9 protein-coding genes are annotated in these 20,886 nt (G+C 51.7%); 5 read left to right on the plus strand and 4 right to left on the minus strand.

The features are described 5' to 3' along the window. On the minus strand, nt 1–969 hold the full coding sequence (locus tag BQ5456_RS02580) for an AAA family ATPase (protein ID WP_071128611.1): 969 nt from the start codon (nt 967–969) through the stop codon (nt 1–3). Then, a complete protein-coding gene (locus BQ5456_RS02585) occupies nt 966–6,836 on the minus strand; it encodes an Ig-like domain-containing protein (RefSeq protein WP_143037004.1) in 5,871 nt (1,956 codons plus the stop codon). Before BQ5456_RS02585 ends, BQ5456_RS02580 begins: the two co-directional genes overlap by 4 nt. 296 nt (nt 6,837–7,132) lie before the next feature. Between BQ5456_RS02585 and BQ5456_RS02590 the strand changes: the two genes are divergently transcribed. After that, the gene (locus tag BQ5456_RS02590) at nt 7,133–9,778 is read left to right on the plus strand and encodes a Cna B-type domain-containing protein (protein WP_071128613.1); all 2,646 of its coding nucleotides are present in this window, start codon (nt 7,133–7,135) and stop codon (nt 9,776–9,778) included. A gap of 60 nt (nt 9,779–9,838) precedes the next feature. Further along, nucleotides 9,839–11,068 (plus strand): MFS transporter, encoded by a 1,230-nt coding sequence (locus tag BQ5456_RS02595; protein WP_071128614.1) that lies wholly within the window; start codon nt 9,839–9,841, stop codon nt 11,066–11,068. Between the two features lie 320 nt (nt 11,069–11,388). Here BQ5456_RS02595 and BQ5456_RS02600 read toward each other — a convergent pair whose 3' ends face one another. Then, nucleotides 11,389–14,934, minus strand: coding sequence for a SpaA isopeptide-forming pilin-related protein (locus BQ5456_RS02600; protein ID WP_071128615.1), 3,546 nt, complete (start codon nt 14,932–14,934; stop codon nt 11,389–11,391). Between the two features lie 253 nt (nt 14,935–15,187). Then, nucleotides 15,188–16,435 carry an ATP-binding protein gene (locus tag BQ5456_RS02605; RefSeq protein WP_071128616.1) on the minus strand — a complete coding sequence of 416 codons (1,248 nt, stop codon included), beginning with the start codon at nt 16,433–16,435 and terminating at the stop codon, nt 15,188–15,190. A gap of 574 nt (nt 16,436–17,009) precedes the next feature. Between BQ5456_RS02605 and BQ5456_RS02610 the strand changes: the two genes are divergently transcribed. The 3 genes from BQ5456_RS02610 to BQ5456_RS02620 all read left to right on the plus strand — a co-directional run bounded on the left by BQ5456_RS02610 (nt 17,010) and on the right by BQ5456_RS02620 (nt 20,882). Beyond that, a complete protein-coding gene (locus tag BQ5456_RS02610; protein WP_071129896.1) occupies nt 17,010–18,227 on the plus strand; it encodes an amidohydrolase in 1,218 nt (405 codons plus the stop codon). A 538-nt stretch (nt 18,228–18,765) separates the two neighbouring features. Beyond that, complete coding sequence (locus BQ5456_RS02615) at nt 18,766–19,887, plus strand: extracellular solute-binding protein (protein ID WP_235858519.1); 1,122 nt, start codon at nt 18,766–18,768, stop codon at nt 19,885–19,887. Nucleotides 19,888–20,291: 404 nt separating this feature from the next. Further along, nucleotides 20,292–20,882: a carbohydrate ABC transporter permease gene (locus BQ5456_RS02620; RefSeq protein ID WP_235858520.1), complete on the plus strand. Its 591-nt coding sequence runs from the start codon at nt 20,292–20,294 to the stop codon at nt 20,880–20,882. The last annotated feature ends 4 nt before the right edge of the window (nt 20,883–20,886 follow it).

A 20,886-nucleotide genomic window follows, 5' to 3' on the forward strand; every position in this document is an offset into this window, starting at 1 on the left:
TTAGGCCTGCGAATCCACTGGCGGAGGTACCTCATTGAGCGCCCTCTCGACTACGCTTTGCGCGGTCGCTCCCTCAAAGAGGGCATCGGCATCCATAATGATCCTATGCGACCAAACTGGCACTGCCAGGGTCTTTATATCATCTGGCAATACGTAGTGGCGTCCTTGAGAAGCCGCCCACACTTTCGCCATCCGCATCATCCCGATAGCCGCCCGAGTAGAAACCCCCAGGTTAACGGCATCATCTTCGCGGGTGGCTTCCGCTAGTTGCTGCACGTATCGGGTGATTTGCTCATCTACATAGTTGCGCAGCCCCATTTCTCCTAAGGCATTAATTTCTTCCGCTTTTACCACCGCGGTTAAATCTTTCGATAGGTCAGGTTGGGAAGCTCCCGACAAGATCTTCACTGTAGTTTCCTGATCGGGATACCCCAGGGAAACTTTAATCAAGAAGCGGTCTAGCTGCGCTTCGGGAAGTTTATAGGTGCCTGCCTGCTCCACCGGGTTTTGAGTGGCAATCACCAGGAATGGCGAATCTACCGGATGTACCACCCCATCCACGCTGACCTGGCGTTCTTCCATTACTTCTAGCAGTGCCGACTGGGTTTTGGGACTGGCGCGGTTGATTTCGTCCGCGAGCACGATATTGGCGAAAATCGGGCCGGCATGGAAATCCCACTGCTTGGTTTTTTGGTCATAAACGGTCACCCCGGTAATGTCGGTGGGTAACATATCGGGCGTGAACTGAATCCGGCTGTGCGAGGCAGCTACGGAGGCGGCGAGGGCGCGTGCCAGGGCAGTTTTCCCAGTTCCGGGTGCGTCCTCTAAAAGTACGTGTCCACCTGCCAAGAAGGCCGCGAGTACCAGGCGTACCTGGTGTCCTTTACCGAGTATCGCCTGATCAACGTTTTCGGCGATTTGCGCGAAACGGGTGGAAAAATCGGCGGCTTCTGCCTGTTTAAGGATCATAGAGCTATCTGCCTTTCGGTTTGCCGGGCAGGTAACTCCCGCCCGCTATGACTGGGGTTGTGGTTCTGATAGTTACTGAGGGCGCGCCACTTGATTTGAGTAATCGGGTCGCGCCAAAGGGGTAGGTTATCACCGGATACAGTCGGCAGCTGTGTCAGTGGAATCAGCTGCGGGTATAGCGGTTTTGACACCGGAATCAAAGGATTAAGATTCAACCAATTGTTCAGGTAAGAAACAGATGACGCCGATTCCTCATCCGGAGGCTCCGCGGGGCTGGGATCGGGGATTGAAATAACTATCTGCTTGTAATCTATGGAGGTGCCGCCAGATTTGAATTTTAGTGTTGCAGTAATCGTCCATTCATCACCGGGTTTCAAGTTCGTCAGAATAATAGTCCAACCGCTCCCCGAGATAGCGTTCTCTTTGTGTTGATTCCACCTAAGTTTTTTGTGGGTATTTTTCTCTTGCCCGGTAACTTCCAAATCTAAGTATTTGTCGATATCCCAAACATCTAATCCTTGCACATCCACGTATATAACCGTCCCAGTCTTAGTTTTTGCGCCTTCATCTTCGCGTATACCGCTAATACTGGGATTATCCCTAGCCGGCATATTGGCGGTGACCGTACCAGATTTTTTACCGTTACGATTAAATTTGCATCTGTAGGCGACTTGCAATTCTTCCTTCGCATAAGGGTCAGAGTAAGTAAAGTTACCGTTTATCACTTCTGCTCTCTCTACCGCAGTTGCCCAACATTCTCCGCTGTCACCGGCAGGAACAGTGAAGTCTAAGGATACTGAAGCTCCTCGGGGGTCTGCGGATCGCGCCAATGTGGCAGAAACGGTGTTCTTGAAGCTATCGAAGGTAGTAAAACTAGCCCCATCCGTAGGGCCGGGTTTGGTATTGACCGCGTAAACCGTGAATGTGTGGGAGCCGCCTGGAAGTCCGGTAACTTTCAAAGTGGTACCTTTAACCTCCCTAGGATTGCCCTTATCTATGGTCACTACATAGTGATCTATGGGGGATCCTCCGTTAGTGGTAGCCGCATCCCATTTTAGGGTAGCAGTCCCGGCTTTATCACCAGTGACACCTCTCGGATTGCCGGGGATGCTGGGAGTAACCTCTACCTCGATCGCCGGGGATGCTCCCGAGGGTTTAGAATCCCCCACCCGGTTGGTGGCTACCACCGTAAAGCTATGCTTTTTCCCAGGTTCTAGCCCTGGGAAGTCAACCATGGTTGCGGTAGAGGTAACTGATTTACCCGAAACTGAATCAGTAACTTTATAACCGGTGATTGGCGCCCCATTAGCTGCCGGAGCTATCCAGTTAATAGTGACAGTGGTGGATTCTTTAACGGCAGCGGTTACAGCGGTGGGGGCATCCGGTACCGTCACTACCCTGATCCGCGCGGTGCCGGTCACCTGACGGTCAGGGTCACCAGAGGCATCTTGCAGGGTATAGGACACCACCATATCGCCTTTGAAAGTAGCGGCCGGGGTAACCTCTAGCCGAGTTCCCGAAGCCGAAGCCTGCCCGGATCCTTGCACTACATTGGGCGATCCCACAGTTTTCAAGGGTTTTCCGGGATAGGGGTTGGTGGCATAGCGATTCAAATCGATACTGAGGGTTTTTCCGGACTCGCCCTCCAAATCAATCGCCGTGAGTTGGATTAAGGGGCGGGTGGAGCTGACCACCCGCACCGGAATTTTCCCGGTAGTCGGTCCGGATGCGTCCTCTACCGTGACTTCGATATTGCCCGCGTTACCTTTGGCTTTACCCGCATCTGCCGAAACCGAGAGCCGGCTACCGCTCAGCGAAGCTTTAATCCCGGCAGGAACTGCCCCCAGGCGGTAACGCATTTTGGCGGGGTCATCGCCGTCTAAATCGCTAACCATATCCGCGAGATTAGTGGTAATAGCTTCCTCACCAGCAGCTACGTCTAGGCGTGTGGGGGTGAAAATCGGGGGACGGTTATCGTTGGATTTCACGTCTATCGGCAGGGTCAGGGAGGCGCTAAGAGCAGAAGAGTCATTAGATTTCCCGTCACTGACCTGCATCACCAGGGAAGTTTTCCCAAAAAATTCGGGGCTAATAGTCACTTGGAAGGAGTCATCTCCAGACATTTTCACTCCGCCGGAAAATCCAGCCCCCAAGGTAATAGCCTTCGCAGAATGAATATGGGGGCTGCGTGCCTTCCGAGTAACCACGTAAGAAGCCAGGTCAACAGTCAGAGTTTCTCCGGATTGGGCTTTTATCGGCACGGTATCGGGGTCGATATAGGGTTTTTGTTCGGAAACCCCCGGTACATTAACTATGGCATTTGCGCTTAAACCATCCTGGTCAGTGACCTTATAGAGTACCAGTTGCCGCTTAGAAGGCGCCGGAATCACCAGCTTAGTTCCTCTTACCGTCACCCCTTTTTGCTGGCAGCTAACGGTCAGGGCAGCGCCATCCCCATCAGGGTCAATATCATTGGCGAGGACGTCTACTACAATCGGTTCGCCAACTTTCTTTCCCCCCTCTTTCGCGGTCACCAAGTCATCGGCGGCCTCGGGAGCCTGCAACGGTGCATGCGGGTCTACCTGCACAGTAGCTATCGAGGTATCCTGTCCGCCCCGCCCATCGCTAATGGAGTATTGAATCCCATAAGAGTCCGCTTTCTTCGGAGTAGTAAGCACTACTGCATTTTGACGTGCAGAAACCTTCAGAGCATCCCGGGGGCTTTGCAGCGATTCCGCAATCAAGCTCACTCCGTCACCATCAGGATCGGTATCGTTCGCGGTTACTGCCACTGCGAGGGCGCGATTCGGCCTTACCCGCACTTCATCCGGGTTAGCCTGCGGATTTTGGTTAAGGGCAGCAGCGGGAGCCACTCCTACCTGCACCCGGGCGGTTCCCTGTTTACCGAAGCGGTCTTCCACGATATAGCTGAAAGTATCAGTCCCGATTTTCCCCGCTACTGGCTGGTAGTTTAGCCAACTGGGGCCAATATCAACTACCCCCATCTTGGGGGCATCCGCAATCCCCACTAGGGAAACCGAATCGCCATCGGGATCAATATTGGTCAGATCCACCGGTATCCGGGTGGTTTGCCCGGAGATTGCCCGACCAGTGACTACCCGCGGCTCGGGAGCCGCATTATCGGAGGCATTAGCCGGTTTTATCTCTACGCTGACCCGGGCACTGGCCTGATTCTGGTTAGTATCCGTCACCGTATAGGTAGCTTCATATTTGCCAGGTTTCTTCGCCAAGAAGCGTACCTGGTTTCCAGTGACAAAGAACTTCCCAGCCTCCGCCGGGGTAGAGGTTTGCAACTTGGGAGACAGTTTCAAGGTGAGCCCCACCGGGGAGCGGTCATTAGCCAACACGTCCACGCTGGTCACATCCCCTACGCGCCCTTTAGCCTCATCTGGTTTAGCGTTGGGGGGCGTAGTGGCCGACTGCGTCCTCATAGGGATAACCGTAACTACCCCTTCGGCACTTTCATACCCATTGGACACCTGGTATTTTAAGGTTTCCGCTTTGGTGATTCCCCGGGGAGCGGTGATATTTAACAGGGAATGATCCATCACGGTTGCCCGCAGCGGCGAGGACTCCCCCACGGTTACCGCCTGGGTGACTAGCACTTCCCCGGCCGGGTCGGCATCATTGGCGAGTACATCGGTTAGCACCTGCCCACCAACGGGCAGTACCGCCATATCGTCTTCTACTACCGGTTTCCCGCGTTTGCCCGCGGAAGTGACATCTACCCGGATAACCCCGGTGGCGGTAGCTGGCCCGTCAGACACGGTATAGGTCAAATAGTAGGTGCCTTCTTGTTCACTCTTAAAAGATAAAGTTCCGCCTGCCAGATCTGGGGTGACCTGCGGCCCGGTTCGTTCGATATTGACTCCCGCTAATGTGAGGGGATCTCCGTTCGCATCGGTGTCATTAGCGAGGGGGCGGATAGTGATAGTGCTTCCTGCCCGCGCAAACGCGATATCCCCGTTTGCCTCGGGTGGCACATTTCCGGCGGCACGCACATCTACCATCACCCGCCCGGTGATTTCGTCACGTCCATCAGAAACCAGTACCTTGATTTCTTTTTTCCCGACAGAGCCGCCCTGGTTGCGGATTACCAGGGTGCCTTCTTGCCGATATTCGACTTGGTTCTCGCTACTGGCGGATACTCCGGTCAGGAACACCGGATCCCCATCGGGATCACTAAAGGCGGGCAGGGCGTTATATTCTATCTGCTTGCCCGATTCCACTACTACGGTAGGTACCCGCTTTTGGGTTGGAGCATTGTTTTGCGACTCCGGGGTGACGTTTACAGTCACATTGGCGGTATCCCCCCCGCCTCTACCATCTTTTGCCTGGTAGGTAAAGTTAATGGTTCCAGAGGCATCGGCGGGCAGCTCGATCCGCAAGGCCGCTCCCCCGCGCACCGGTTTAACCTGACCATGCGCTGCCTGTCCCACTACTTCGGCAGTCAGTAAATCCCCATCGGTATCAGAATCGTTTTCCAGCACCGGCAAGGTAGTTATCTTCCCTGGCCGCGCCCCAAAAACGTCATCTCGGGCTACCGGCGGAGTGTTTTCCTTTTGTCGATCTTTCTGCGCGATTTCTTCGGTCAGCTGCGGGGAATCTTCCCGTTCCTCTTGTTTCTTTAACATGGTGGAGATTTCGTCCCAGTTATCTACCAGTTCCATGTTTCTGTCGGCTAACCAGACTGCACCGTCAGCGGTGTCATTTAGTACCACCAAATCACGGTTCTTACGGAATACCGGATTCTGTGCGGATTTTAGCCGTTCCAACTCTTGGGAGGGGCGATAAACTTTCCCGGAACATTCCCGCACGAACTTTCCGCTGCCTGCCCACGCCCCATAAACGCACTCGGCTTTCACCATCGGGCGGGCAGGAGTGCCGCTGCTACCCCCGGAGGGAATCTCGCTAGTTCCCCCGCTAGAAAGGTCAACTTTCAGTAATTTATCCTGGTCAGCGAGAAGAACAAACGGCTTATTAGGTCCAGATTCTTGCAGCTTTAACTGCGAACCCTGCAATTTGATCCTTTTCCCGCTAGGTAGATAGAGGATTCCTTGGTCACCATCAAGGGCGACTGCCTGGTCTCCTACCCCCGCTACCTCGAGTCTGACGTTAAGTGGCAGCTGGGACAGACTTACCCGCTCGTCTTTCCACAGTTTGCCTTCTTTTCGCACGGTTATCAGCTCTTTGGTGGTAGCCGAGACCAGGAAGAAAGTTCCTTTTTCCCCTCCCGCCAGTTGGGCACCACGCAGGGAACGCACGCTGGCATTAGCCCGGTTGCGTTCCACCCCTAACAGGTCTTTCCCGCTCCAAAGCAGACCGGATTGGGGATCTAGAATCGCTAAATTTTCCCCGGATTGAGCGATTTGCTCCCCTTTCCCCAGGGAGGAGGAGGTTTCCAGGCGTACTTTCTTGGGGTCGATTTTGGCGGCTTCACTGGCCGCTTGGTTCTGGAAATGTACGTTTTCGCCCGCCTGGGTAACATCGAACTGTCCAGCTTTAGAGCGTACGGCTCCATCCAGGGTGCGCGCCGGGAAATTAAGGTGCCCCACCAGGTGCTCTGACTGGTTAGTTACCCAGATTCCGCCATCGTTTAAATCTACCTGCGCCTTAGTAATACCGGGATGCTGCCAAGCTAAATAGGCGATTACTAGGCTGAACACGGTGAGTACTCCCACCGCAGCTTTACGTAGCCGAGAGCGTCTTTTAGCATTATTTTCCCGGCGCGCGCGGAAACTGTAATACCCGGTGGTGCCAGTTTGATAATGTGCGGAGCTGCTTCGCCTGGAGGCGGAGCGCGATGAGTGGCGCGAACCCCCTCTACTTCCCCGCAACCTGACCACAGCGACGTCCTCTTCTCATCTTTTAATCTTCCGCCGCCAACTAGGGAAAATTTGTCCACGCCGCGGGGAAGTGACCTGCAAGTGATTACCAAATACGGAGTCTACTAATTTTCCTTTTCCCTCCGCAGTTTTGGGCGGGTTTTCCACAGGAAGCGTTTATCAGACTGGCTAGCACTTGCCAGTTTTCGCGCCGTACCACCTCATTTTCTACGGCTACCTGCAAAAACGTGTTGACTGTGGATATATGCTCCCCTACACCCATTGCTAACCTTCAGAAGATAACCTAAAATGAAAATGTGCTAATAAAGAAAAAAGTTTCCTCCGTTTTTCAGTTAGTAGCCACTCTCGCGACCCTCGCGGTGATTGTGGCGCTAGGGTCAACCAATCCGGCAGCAGCCGAGGGCGTCTCCGACTGGGACGACCTGGTTTCCAAAACCAGCGAGCTTACTCCCGGGCAACACAACCTCACGGTGACCGGCACCCTAACCCTGAGCGAGCAGTCAAAACCGCTGGTAGTCCCCGAGGGTGTACAACTCACCCTAGAGGGAACAGGCACAGTTACCGGCACTAACGCCACCGCAGTGGAAATTAAATCCGGCGGGAAACTGAACCTGTCCGGCCCCTCTTTCACCAAAGCACAATTTACGGTAAACGGAGACCTGAACTTTAGTGCCGGATCTATTTACGATTCCGCCCCTGCGGGTCCGGTGATTTTTGTTGATGGTGGCAACTTCAGCATGAGCGATACTGCCGACTTCTCAAAGAACACCATGCCAGAGGATAAGGTAACCACGAAAGCAAATAGTAAATGCGACGACTTAAAAGACATAAAATTAGCGCCAATTACTGTCCATAACGGGACAGCCACAGTCATTGGTGGCACCATTAAAGGCAATAAAGGCTTTTTCGAAGGGGGAGCCTTGGGAGTTTGGGGTAGTGAAGAAAAAGCCGCGACCCTTAATATCAAGGGCGGCGAAATAGCAGACAACAGCGTTCAGAACTCCAGGTGTAACGGCTACGGCGGCGCAGTATTTGGCGCGTACACTAACGTGAATATCTCGGGTGGAAATATTCACGACAACTTCACGGAACGTGGGGGTGCGCTAGCCCTTGAGAACGGATCCTTCAAGATGAGCAGTGGAAACCTGCATGAAAACCAGGCTAGCCGGGAATACAAAGGTAACGGCGGAGCTCTCTATTTAGACAAATCAGAAACCGAAATTTCTGGCGGTGCTGTCAATAACAATGTTGCTAAAGGCTGGGGCGGAGCTATCGAAGCCAATGAAGGCACCATAACCATCAACGGCGGTGACTTTAGCAATAACCAGGCATATAGATGGGGCGGAGCTATCGACACCGATGGAGGCACCATAACCATCAACGGCGGTTCTTTTACCGGAAATAATGCTGGAGAATCCGGGGGCGCTATCGCTTTTGGTGGTAAAGCGGAATCGACAATTAACGCCGCTCATTTCTCGGAAAACAAATCGGAAGGTTTTTGGGGTGGCGGGGCCATTTACAACGACACTTCCGCCAAACTGACCGTTAATAACGCCCTGATTAGAAATAACACGGTTAAAGATTCATATTTAATCGGCGCCAACAATCGTCCCATCAGTAAGCAAGGGGGCGGGGTTTGGAACTGTCCCACCGGGCATACCACGCTGAACATTACTCGCGGGGTCGCATTTTATGGGAACTCCGCCGAGGACACCCCTAAATATGAAAGTTTCAATGGTGCCGGGGATGATTTTGCCGGTATCACCAAGCATTTTGCTGGTGAACCGCGTGAAGGACAACCGGTTTCCGTTAGCCCCCGAATGCTAGGCGGCGGACAGCGCCTCTGGTATCAGGATGGCTCTATCTATGGTGTTCACTCTAACTGGGAACTAGCTAAGCAACTGCCTCGTTATAAAGAGGGCGGCGATAACAAGCTGATTCCTTACGATACGGAAATCAATGAAAATAAAGCTTTCAAGTCGGTGCCCAGCGAAGACTCAAAGAAACTCGCTGAAAAAATCGCGCGGGTGGTTATCGAAAATAATACCGCTACTAAGTTAGGCATCAGCGGCGCGGGGATTGCCAATAATGGTCAGCTATTCTTCGGCAGCCCCGAAAAATGGAAGCTTCGGGTTAAGAAGTCCTGGAAGGGCGATGACCCCGCGCAGCGTCCTACCAAGATAACCCTGGACGTGCTAGTCGGCGGGTTCCAGGTAGACCAGGTGGAACTGAGCAAGGAAAACAACTGGATGGCCACGGTCGAGAACTTCCCCAATCCCGACACCCTAATCGACGCGAAGACCGGCAAGAAACTACCGATTACCTTCAGAGAACATGACGGAAAAGGCAAACAGCTCGATGGCTACCAGCTGGTCGTAAGCGGCGAATCCGCAGACCAGGAAAATAAGATTTATTCCATCTCCTTGGAAAATCAGTTGGCCACCGAAATAGAAGTTGCCAAGAAATGGTCTAACCCCCATAAGAGTTGTCCAGATGTCACCCAAATCGAGGTGCAGTTACTGGCAAATGGTAAAGATACCGGGAAAAAACTAACTCTAAATCCCAGTAACTCTTGGGAAGGTAAATTCACTGGTCTACCAAAGTATCTTGATGGCAAACTGGCCGAATACAGTGTTTCCGAGGTGGAAATCAAGGGATACCGTGGCGAAATCCGCGGAGACGCTGCCGGAGGCTTCCTGATTACTAACAAGTGCACAGTTCCTCCTTCTGACATTACTCCTCCCCCAGAATCAACTCCCCCGCCTGCTACAACCCCGCCTAGTACTACTCCGCCCCCTCCACCGGGAGATACTCCTCCTCCGCCAAAGAAGACTCCCCCGTTGCCTCCTACCGGCTCTGAAATTAGTGCGGCTCTAGCGCTGGGGGTCTTGGCGCTGGCTGCCGGAGTAGTGCTGGTGCGCCGCCGGCTGCAAAACGCCTAAACTGTTCAGATTCTGGCAGTTATTTGTGGGTCAAAATCCCTAAAGGCGTAGACTGCCGCTATGGCTGCGGACAGAAGCGATAGCGCTGGCTACTCCCGGGGAGACCCCGAATACCGGCGCATCGAGTTCGCGCTATTTATTGCCGCGTTCGTCAGTTTCGCGCAAATGTACGAAACCCAGGTGCTACTGCCGCAAATCTCCAAGCATTTTCATCTGGATCCCTCGGCGGCGTCCCTGACAGTGTCTCTCACCACCGCAGGCCTCGCGCTTGCCTTATTCCTGGTCGGCCCTTCCTCGGAGCGACTAGGGCGCCGACCAATCATCCTCACCTCTATTTTGGTAACTTCTCTGGTGGGTATGGTGCTCGGGTTCGCGCCCAGCTGGCACCTGCTGCTTGCCGGGCGTTTCCTGCAAGGGATTGCGGCGGCGGGTCTGCCTGCCGTGGCTACCGCTTACCTGGCGGAGGAAGTGCGCGCCCGGGATTTACCTAGGGCAGCGGGGGTCTATATTGCCGGCACCGGCCTGGGCGGTCTCTTTGGGCGGATCCTCAGCGGCGTCATCTCCCATTTCCTACCCTGGCATTGGGTGCTAACCGCAATCGGTGTGGCCGGAGTTTTGTTTTCACTGCTGGTGTGGCGATTACTGCCCCCGCAAGAAAACTTCCAGAAGTCTCCCCCAGGTATAAAAACCTTGATAGCCCACACCAAAGCGGTGTTGAGCGAGCCCGGTTTAGCCTTGTTATTCCTGATTGGCGCCTTAACGCTGGGAGCCTACCAGGCGGTTTTCAATATGGTGCCTTACCGTTTCAGCGCTGCCCCTTACCTTTTCCCCACTTGGATAGTGTCCGGATTCTTCCTGGTTAATACTTTTGGTTCCCTGGCCGCCTCGGTGAGTGGCAACCTAGTTGCCCGCTACGGCCGGCGGCGAGTAATGCCGTTCGCGGCACTCCTGACTTTAATCGGGCTGTTACTGACCATTTTTGAAACTCTGTGGATCGTGATTCCCGCGCTGATAGTTTTCGCTATTGGGTTCTTCGCAGTCCACGCCACCGCCTCCGGCTGGGTAACCGCTCGTGCCGTGGCGGGAGTGGGTGCTGCCGGGCAAGCTGCCTCCGCCTATTCCATTTCTTACTACCTGGGAGGCTCCTGTTTTGGCACCGTAGGAGGGATTGCCTGGTATCACTGGGGTTGGTCAGGTTTAGTCACCCTCACCGCCACCTTGATTTCCCTGGTAGTAATATTCGCCCTGCTCCTGCGAAGAATCCCGCCCCTACAAAAATCCGGTTACTGAGTTACTTAACCGTCGATGCTCTGCGCGGGGTCTAGGTTTTTCCTCCTGCCCAAAAATTTGGAAAACGTCGCTCCGTTTTCCAAATTTTGCGCCCGCCTAGCCGACTCGGATAAAACCTAGTCCTCGCGCGTTTTCTTTTCACACCTACGTCACCCGCGTTAACAGGTTACCGAAGTGCGCAGACGGAGCAGCTAGCCGCTTAATAGGACACGGGGCGGTAAAAGATGCGAGAGGGGGTTTGAGCCGAGCGAAGCAAGGCTCACCGGGGTCCCCCGAGCGCTTTTACCGTCCCATACCTATCCTTTGCTGGGAAGAATCGGTTACCACTGTTCGCGGCGACGTAGGATTAGGTATCCTCCAGCGAGGCACGCCAGCATGGCTCCCAGCGCCACGCTAACTTGCGCACCCGTCTTTCCTAGCTTCTTATGCACGTCACCCGGTTTACCTGGAATATCGGTTCCTGGTTCCGGCTCGTTGGCCACATAGATATGGGCACCTGCATACTGTTGGGTTTCATCTGCAGGATTCTTGCGGATGGTGAAGTTCAGCGGTTTCTCTAGCAGCTTGTAGCCTTTAGGAGACTTCACTTCTTTCAACTGGTACTCGTATTGTTGCTCCGGGTCATTGTCGTCGCTGACCAGCAACGTCCAACCGAGTTTCCCTTCGTCTCCCTTTATGGTTACCTCTCCCTTTTCATCGGTGGTAAACCGCAAGGGCTCTTTCTCAGCCTGGTTTGGGTTAAGCTTGCCCATCAGTGGCTGGAATTTACCGTCCTTCATCTCATAGAGTTCGAACTCAGCGCCTTCCAACTGGGTGGTCAAGTCACGCGCATCATGCTTGTGAATAGTAATCGCAGGGTTGGGAGCACTGCCGATGGCATCTACCCGTACCGCTACAGAGGCGTTAACCGCGGAACGTTCTTTACCAACCTCGACCTCGTTACCGTAGTTAACCAGGTCTTTGCCGATTACTTTGGCTTTATAGGTGACCACTACTTTCTGTTTGTTGGGAACTTCCATAGTGAGCACCCCGTCCTTATAGACCGGATGATAGTTAAAGTCCTTCGGGGTCATCTCTAAAGTTTCCGGCTGCAGACGCAAATTTGTCATCTGGTCTTTAAAGTTCGCAGTCGGCGCCCCATTAGCTATATCTAGGCCACCGGGGTTAATAGTGACTTTAAAGGACGCCACATAGTTGTTAGCCAAAGTCGGCTTATCAGTTAGCTCTTTGGTGAGCGGACCATACAGGTAGTCTGCTTTTACATCTTTGGTAGTCACCGGCCCCCAGGTCGCGGTGTTGCTAACCTTTACCCCTTTGGGATCCTTATTGATGGCATCTAGTGCTGCCCGGCTAGCCGGGATTAGCGAATAATCCAGGTAATAGACGGATTTTATTTTGCCGTCCGAATCCTTCGGCAAATCGGCAGTCTTCATCTCGAAGGTTATTTCGCCATTCTCCTTCTTATCTATCGTTAGTTGCTCTTTGCCGTCGATATTGGGCTTCGGGTGGTCAGCCAGCTTTAACAGCGGGGCATCGAACTTGTCAGTAATCTTGAAAGATTCCCCTTTATACTGATCTAGCCCCTCCAGGCGTAACCGGTAGTTGAATACCGGATAGTCAACCCCGCCAATTTCCTGATAGCTAATGGCGTTGAAGGTTTTGTGAATACCTTCCGGATCCGGGGTAGCAGAGGCCGAGGCAGTACGTTCAATATCATCATTGGCGGTCGCTTTCACCCGGTTGACGTGCCGGTAGAGGCTCTCGTCACCAGCGCGGTATGCATTCACCCAATCCGTGTTGTTTTTGGTGGTGAAGGTAACCGTGACCTGACGGTCAATGGGGTTACCATCTTGATCTGTTTTGGGGTTGGGCTTTAGACCAGTTACAGTCTTTGCCGTGTTCTGGTAGAAGGTGATGCTAAATCCACTGTTGGGGTCCTTTTCATCTTTCGCGAACGTCCAGCTTTCGCCCTCGAGCAAGTCGTGAACCTTGATATCTTCGACGAGGTTGTCAAGCTTTAGCGTGTCTCGGTAAGTTTTACCATCACTCGTGGCGGTCGGGAGAGTGTCCGTCAACTTTAAGGACTTGTATCCTTGCGGAACCACATTGACGGCCACTTCCCAAGTGACCTTATCCTTATCTGCCGAAAGTGCTTTCTTTTGAACATTGAAAATATGGGGAGGATTGAGACCGTTGGTGGGGACGGTAACTTTCTCTTCCTGACCTTCTGGGGTCTTCTCCTTCTTGTTGGACGCCTCGTTCTTCACCGCGGTTGGCACAATCTGCTGGGAAACGTCTACTTCGGTGGTGTAGGTAATTTCGTAGCTAGACTTTTCGGGATCATTTTTCGGCAGAATATATGACCACTCGTGGTCGCCGTGGGTAGCCAAATCTGCCCACTTAATATCGCGGGTTTCCTGGATGGGGTTGCCCTGCTCGTCCTTTTTATCTTTGTTCACCACGACCTTAATACCTGCACCCGAGTATTTCATCATGGTTTGGTACTTGTCAGGGATGGAATCTTTGACGGTATTGCCCGCCACGTTCAGTTTTGAGTACTTGTTAACGTTCAGTGTCCATGTCTGCTCGTATTTTCCTGACTTAGGAGCCTTTTCTTTAGCCGTACCGGCATTCTTGGTGATGGTACCGATCTTTAGCTGGCTTGCCAGGTCGTTGGTGGTTTCTTTTTCTGCAGGAATCTGGTCAGAAACTACCTTTGCATCATTCTTGGTTTGCTCAATGGTGCCGCCCACCTCGGGGTCAATCTTGCTGTAGTCGACAGAAGCGGCATACTCCACCGTAACCTGTTCCCTATGGGTCATCTTCGGGATGGTTAAATGGAAACCGTTATTTTCAATCTTCAAATCCTTCGGTTTGAGATTCTTCTGTTTATTTGACTTCACCTTGATGTTCTTGGGTTCAGAATCCAAGGTGAGAACGCTATCTTTGCCATTGATTTGGTCGGAAATCAACACATTTTCATTAGTGTCGATAGAGGTAACCGTCAGAGTGTAGAATACTTTCCCGGCAGCGAAATCATGCCGCGCACTCTTGGTTATCGACAGGTCAGGATCATTAGAAATCAGCACGTCCATGCGCAGGTTATCGTTCAGATTAATCTTGGAGGCATCCTTCGCAAACTTCACATCCAGAGTTACATAGAATTCCATCTGGGCAGAACCCTCTAACTCTTCATTTTTTTGCAACTTCACGTGAATTTTATTGTCTTTTACCCAATACTCGTTGCCCTCAACGAATTTGCCATCGCCCAGATCAATAGAGAATTTTTTCGGATCCTTGGTAGCGAAAGCTTCCATTCCCTTAGGAAGGTCATAAGTTAGCTCTTTACCGAGGGGAATTTGTCCCTGTTCCCTTGGTTCTGTATTGGGGATTTCTTTAAATCCCAGCCGCAATTGGTACGGGGTATCTGGATGGGTTACGTAGCCACCCTTGTCATCTTTCTTGACTTCTTGCCCGCCGTAGAACAGTTTCGCACTGTTCAAACAGGTCTTCAGGCTGCAACTTTCGCCAGTGGGTTCTTGGGGTCCTGGGGCAGGATTTCCTTTTGGCGGGGCAGGTTTTGCCGGGTCTGCGGGAGTGGTTTTTTCTTCCGGCGAGGACACGGGGGCGCTAGCAGAACCAGGTGAAGCCGGATCAGTGGGGGTGCTAGTAGTCTGCGTGGGAGTTGAAGTACCATCCCCACTCGGCTCCGCGTAGCTCACCCCGGCTTGCGGGCCGAACCCCAAAAGCAGCGCAAAAGCCAGTAGGGGTAGTAATAGTTTGAGGGCACGATATTTCCGATTTTGCCCCGTTGCGCGAGTGGAACCCGAATTCACGATTATCTCTCCCTGAGTTAATGCGGCCATTTCCCCTGCTCACGGCGATTAAGCCTCATTAATTATCTTCTCACATACCACCCTACTATATACCCTCTACCTTTGGAAATACAGAAATAATTTTTATTTTCCAATTGCATTTTGCTGCCAAAAAAATAGCGACTTCCCGGTTTGCGCTCCGCCGCCGTCCTAGTGTCAAGTTTCCTGGAGCCATCCCAGCACCCCCGGCTTTCTCGCATCACCCACGCCGCTCCCTCACCTGGTAGCCGTCCTCCGCGAGCGGCTAAACAGTCCAGAGCGTAGAGATAGGCATTACCCAAAGACCCGGCCCCATCGGCAAAGATTCTTTTCCGGCATAAAGTAGGATTCCACATCGGAACTTGTCGCCAGCTAACTTTTGCAGGTGACGCAATCCGGAGAAATCTTTGCCCTGCAAACTGACTGCCGCCTTAACTTCTACCCCTACCACCTCGCGATTCCTTGACTCCATAACCAGATCTACCTCTTTACCGGTGGAGTCACGGAAGTGGAACAAGTTGAAGGGTATTGCTGACCACTCTTGTTGTTTCAAAAGTTCGGTGGCCACGAAAGATTCAAGTAACCCACCGGTAAAGGAACTGGAAATTTGCATTTCCAAGGACTCGGCATCTACCCCTACCAGGCTGGCCGCCATGGCGGGATCTTGCAGGAAAACTTTTGGTTTCGAAACCACTCGCCTGGTTAGATTAGTACCCCAAGCTGGTAAAACATCAACCAAGAACACGTCTTTTAAAGCATTTAGATACCCGGGAACGCTCCGCTCTGGAATATTCAGTTCCCTGCCGGCGTGCGCGGCAACAAATTCTGAGGATCCCAGCGAGGCAATTCTTCCCAGCAAGAGGCGCAGTCGGTCTGGATGCTGAATCCCGTACAGCTCGGTAGCATCCTTGGTTAATACCCGTTCCACATACGCCTGAACCCAACGGTCACGCCGGCGAGGGGTAGCCTCAGCAATTTCGGGAAAAGAGGATTCGGTAATCAGACGCAGATAGTCACCGCGTTCGAAGTTGGACTCTGGTAGTTGGGGGCGAGGATTCCAGGCATTTGCCGCAAAATCTTCTTTAAATCCCGCGCGTTCCCCCTTGCTTAAACCACGTAAACGCAGAGTTTCTGCACGTCCTGCTAACGATTCCTCCGCGCCTTTCAAATTCATCAAGTTCGAAGAACCAGTGATAATAAACCGTCCGGGGCGACGATTTTCATCGACTGCGGCCTTGATTGCACGAAAAAGTTCCGGCACTCGTTGGATTTCGTCGACTGCCATGATTCCTTCCGGGAACTGGCGCACAAAACCGTCAGGGTCTGTCTGTGCCGCCTGTAAGGTCGCGGCGTTATCCAAGTTGAGTAAACGATGACTCCGATTTTGCAGCAGTTGCGTTACTAGGGTGCTCTTACCCACTTGGCGCGCACCCGACACCGTCAGCACTGGAGTGTCACTTAAAATTTCTTCAGCCAACACTCTTACGTTTCTTGGGATCATATCGGTAATCATAAAATGATTTTAGCACGTCATTGAGGTTTAGAGGGCGTTTTATTGCGGTTTTACAAGGCTACTATTGCGGTTCTACAAGCTAGTTATTGCGGTTTTACAGTACTTGCGTTGCGGTATTACAGCGTCTCTGTTGCGGTTATACAGAGGATACAACCGCCCTTCGTCCTCCTGCACATTTCTACCTCTCGATGCCAGCCCCGCCCCTAACGAAAAACTTGGACGCCCTCACCCCCGGCCATTTTCGCCCTCCCCGGACATTTCTACCCTCCAAAGACAAGATCGCCCTCCACAAGTGGCTAATTCACCGAAAAACACCCTTATAAATTCGCGCCGGAGGGTGCTTTTGTAGCGGGAGGGTGAAAACGTCACCCCTCACCTCGCCTATCCCCAATTCCCCAAACCAAATCACCCTCCAAAGACAAAATCGCCCTCCAGCGACCAAATCGCCCTCCAGGAACGAAAGCGCCCTCCACTGGTAACGAAATCAGCTAAATTGCCATCCCTCTCCCCCAAGCAGGAGGGCGCTCTTGCATCGGGAAGAAAATAGAGTTAAGAAAAATAGGAGGAGTTTATGATGAGCGATTTCGATCTTGCAGAGGCCGTAAAAAAGCTAGGTTCCTGGCAAGAGGAAACCTACAAGTGGCTACATCAGCATCCCGAGCTTTCTATGGCAGAGACAGAAACCTGCGATTTTATTGACAAACAGCTGCAAGACTTCGGTTATGAAACCCAAAGAATCGGAGGCGGCGTTGTGGGCGTACTCCAGAACGGCGAGGGTAAAACCACGCTTTTCCGCGCCGATATCGACGCCTTGCCGGTGAAAGAGGACACCGGACTCGTCTACGCTTCTACGATGACGCGACGCGACGCACAGGGCAACGAAGTGCCGGTTATGCACGCCTGCGGTCACGACGTGCATATTACTGCCGGTCTGGGAGCTGCCCGGATACTTTCCGAAAACCGGCAGACGTGGAGCGGCACCCATATCGCCCTCTTCCAGCCCGGCGAAGAAACCGCCGAGGGCGCAAAATCCATGGTTGCAGACGGCTTGGTTGACAAAATTCCGCAGCCCGATGTGGCTTTAGGGCAGCACGTACTCGCCGGCCCCATGCCTACCGGTTCCGTCGGTACCCATTCCGGTGCCATCCTCTCTACCGGCGCCTCTTTGAAAATTACGGTGTACGGTAAAGGCTCGCACGGCTCTATGCCTCATATGGGAGTCGATCCGGTGGTACTCGCCTCCGCGATTGTGCTGCGCCTGCAAACTATTGTTTCTCGCGAAATTGATCCCTTTAAGATGGCGGTCGTAACCGTAGGTTCCCTGCAAGCCGGTTCCAAGTCGAATATCATTCCTGAACGCGCCACTTTGCTGGTCAATATCCGCGCCTACGATCTGCAGGTGCGCGAACACCTCTTATCAGCAATAAAACGGATGGTCAACGCGGAATGCGAGGCAGCCGGAGCCCCTGAGCCTGCCGAGTTTGAGCTCTACGATTCCTATCCCCTGACCAATAACGATGCCGAAACCACCAAAACGGTAACTGACGCGTTTGTGGCGCATTTCGGATCTGAGCGCGTAGGTGACTGCGGCGAAGTTCCGGCCTCGGAAGATTTCAGTACTATCCCGGATGCGTTCGGGATCCCCTATTGCTATTGGGGCTTAGGAGGATTTCGCGAGGACGACCCGGGGTACCCCAACCATAACCCCAAGTTTGCACCCATCATGCAACCCACGCTGGCCACCGGGATCGAGGCAGCGGTAACTGCAATCCTGGCGTGGCTGGGGAAGTAGAAACCTTATTCCCTGTAAGGAACTTTCCATATGCTCCCACTTCAAAATCTCACTTTTCAGGAAAGCATTAGCGTGAGCGCAAAGCCTAGTCCAATTCCGTAGGGAATCCTGTCAGGATATTCCGCACACGTAAGTTATCAGCGATTCTTCTCCAAGAAAAAGCTACCATTGAACGCACGCAGACTGATAGCCGGTAATTATCTCCCTAACACTACTGCTTAAACGTTAGCTAAACCCAGATAGTTGCGCAAAGTGCAAACTATCTTGCATAGCGCTATAAATACGAGTACAAAAATTGCAAAAAAATACATCTATTTAACGCCTATTTGTATTTTCTCCAGCGCATATTGATGCCAAAATAAGGATGAATGCAAAGATGCATGGCAAATTATCTAATCACTAAGGAGTGATAATGAAAAGGATAGCCAAACTTGCAACCGTTTGTGTTGCAGCTTTAGCACTCGGTGGATTATCCGGATGCAGCGGGAGCAGCAGTTCCTCGAAAAGCAATGACTCAGAAATAATAGTTTGGAGCCAAGTGACGGGCCCCGATGCAAAAGCGGCAAAAGCTACTTTTGACGATTACAACAAGACCAATCCGGACATAAAAGTTAAGATGCTCACGATGAAGAAGGATACCTTCAACGCCAAGCTAGCTACCACGGCTCGCAGCGGTAAGGATGTACCCGATATTGCGTGGGTGGCGTCCGAAGAGGTTCCTTCTTGGCAGAGCCAAGGAATTTTAGATTCTTGGGATAAACTAATCAAAGGCACGAAGCTAACTAAAGATGCTTATTTGCCAGCCGCTTGGACTGCAGGACAGGTGGATAACTCTCAATACGGAATCCCCGGAACCATGGGTACCTGGGTCATGTATTACAACAAAGATTTAGTCGATAAATATGTCCCTGGCGCCATGGATGACGGCATAGCAACTTTTGAAGAAATAGAAAAGGCAGGTGCTGCAGCTAAGGCCGATGGCGTCTATTCTTATGCAAACTCTTGGCCGTTCCAGAACTACGATAATCTCTATCTACAAATGGGCGGTAAGTGGACTGATGAAAATGGCAACATCTCCGTAGACAACGATACTTCTACTAAGGTCTTTGAAGAGTTAAAGAACCTTTTAGACGAGGGATACATGGTTCCGGACGGCAAGGAAGCAGTCAAGTTGTTCATGAACGGTAAACTGATTTTTATGCCCGAGGGAACTTGGCAACTCTCCACAGTAAAAGACGCGAAATTCGAGTGGGGAGAAACAACAGTTCCCCAGTGGGCTCTGGAAAACCTAGTCCAATGTTCCGGTGCTGATCAGTACGTGATAATCAGGAACAAGAGTGGGCGATCCGATGAAAAGCTAAAGGGTATGGTGGCTTTCATGGAATGGCTACAGTCTAACCAACTCGAAATGTTGAAGTCAGGGGCAAACCCCTCGGCTAAAGCCATGCTAGATAACTCAGAATATGCGAGTATGCCGCAATCCTTCCTGTTAAAGCAAGAAAACATCGCCAAATCTGTCAACGTAATCAACACTCCTGGACTCAGTTATGTAAACACCGAAGTCGACGCCAGGGCATGGGACATGATAACTGGCAAAGCCAATATCAAGCAAACTATGCAAGATATCCAGAAAATCGCTGAACAGAAAATGAAAAAGTAATATTTAGCACCTGTTTTGGCGGGTGAGTACCCCAGGGTACTCACCCGCCAAACTTAAAAATCAAAACATACCATTTTTGGGGTTGTATAGTTATGAAATCCGAAACCAAAAAACACAAGAGCCGTATACGCAATGGCCTGTGGGCGACTTTTTTTATAGGGCCACATAGCGTTCTGTTCATATTATTTTTCTTATTTCCGGTCGTCTATGGGATCTATGCATCCTTCACAAAATGGTCGCTCTTCAATGACCCGATTTGGACGGGACTAACAAACTATAGAGAACTACTATTTGATAAAAATTCAATATTCCACGACCAGTTAGTAAATGGGCTATCTGCAACAATAATTTTCGTGGTTTTTACTGTTCCTCTATGCATAATAGTCCCTTTGATACTGGCTGCCATGCTACAGACACAGCAAAAGTTTAAGAAAATTTTTCAAGCAGTTTTTTACATTCCTTCTATGTTCGCTGTTTCAGCTGTAATGCTAATTTTCGCTTTTTTGCTAAGCCGTTCTTATGGCCCCTTTACCGAATGGTTCAATTTTGATCTCAACGTTACTCAAACGCAGCCTTACGCATGGCTGGCTTTGATTCTAGTCACCGTTTGGTGGTGTATCGGACAAAATTTAATTATATATATCGCCGCATTGGGCGGAGTTTCTCAGGAAGAAATAGACGCGGCAAGAATAGATGGAGCTTCAAATTTCCGCATTCTCCGTCAAATACAACTCCCAAGTATCCAACTGCCAATGCTTTTTACAGTAATCACAACTACCGTTTTACAGTTCAACGTTTATGGCCAACCCTTGATGCTGACAAATGGCGGGCCGAATGACTCCACAAAAGTACTACTCATGAGTATTCAACAAAATGCATTTGGATCAGGGGTACCGGTTGCTGGAATGGCATCGGCGATGGCAACGATACTAGGTCTGGTAATCATCCTGGTTTCCGCAGTGGAACTCATCATTCTAAAACTTTGCCAAAGGTAGGTAA

Origin of the sequence: Varibaculum massiliense, from assembly GCF_900106855.1 — a bacterium.
GTDB lineage: Bacteria > Actinomycetota > Actinomycetes > Actinomycetales > Actinomycetaceae > Varibaculum > Varibaculum massiliense.

Excerpts from the sequence above, each read along its gene's own strand:
- BQ5456_RS02595 (WP_071128614.1), top strand. The coding sequence starts at position 9,839 with ATGGCTGCGGACAGAAGCGATAGCGCTGGCTACTCCCGGGGAGACCCC.
- BQ5456_RS02605 (WP_071128616.1), bottom strand. The coding sequence starts at position 16,435 with ATGATTACCGATATGATCCCAAGAAACGTAAGAGTGTTGGCTGAAGAA.
- BQ5456_RS02620 (WP_235858520.1), top strand. The coding sequence starts at position 20,292 with ATGCTACAGACACAGCAAAAGTTTAAGAAAATTTTTCAAGCAGTTTTT.
- BQ5456_RS02580 (WP_071128611.1), bottom strand. The coding sequence starts at position 969 with ATGATCCTTAAACAGGCAGAAGCCGCCGATTTTTCCACCCGTTTCGCG.
- BQ5456_RS02600 (WP_071128615.1), bottom strand. The coding sequence starts at position 14,934 with ATGGCCGCATTAACTCAGGGAGAGATAATCGTGAATTCGGGTTCCACT.
- BQ5456_RS02610 (WP_071129896.1), top strand. The coding sequence starts at position 17,010 with ATGAGCGATTTCGATCTTGCAGAGGCCGTAAAAAAGCTAGGTTCCTGG.